General features: G+C 42.3%; 1 pseudogene. It reads right to left on the bottom strand.

Annotation, left to right across the window (positions count from 1 at the left end):
* Nucleotides 1-64: 64 nt before the first annotated feature.
* Nucleotides 65-253, bottom strand: a pseudogene (locus AAC147_RS12120) (tyrosine-type recombinase/integrase); the annotation flags it as partial.

Here is a 253-nt window from a genome sequence, read left to right as displayed (position 1 = left end):
ATGCTGTTTTTATCGACGTGCGCTAGCTGTTTTTCAACCCATACAGTGTTGAAGTCTTGAAATCGATAACTTGCTCTGATAATGGTACTACATGAGTACGGCGCATTTTCATTTTTGCGGCTGGAATTGTCCAAACAGCCTTATCTAAATCAATTTCTGACCATTCAGCTTTGCGGAGTTCTCCCGGACGAACACCCGTTAATATCAGCATACGCAATGCCGTTCTGACTATCTGGCTTCCCATATATTTATC

The sequence above is a fragment of the Xenorhabdus sp. NBAII XenSa04 genome (genome assembly GCF_963866145.1).
Classification (GTDB): domain Bacteria; phylum Pseudomonadota; class Gammaproteobacteria; order Enterobacterales; family Enterobacteriaceae; genus Xenorhabdus; species Xenorhabdus indica.
Note: the sequence above shows the minus strand (reverse complement) of the source record. Positions and strands in the feature narration are given on the sequence as shown.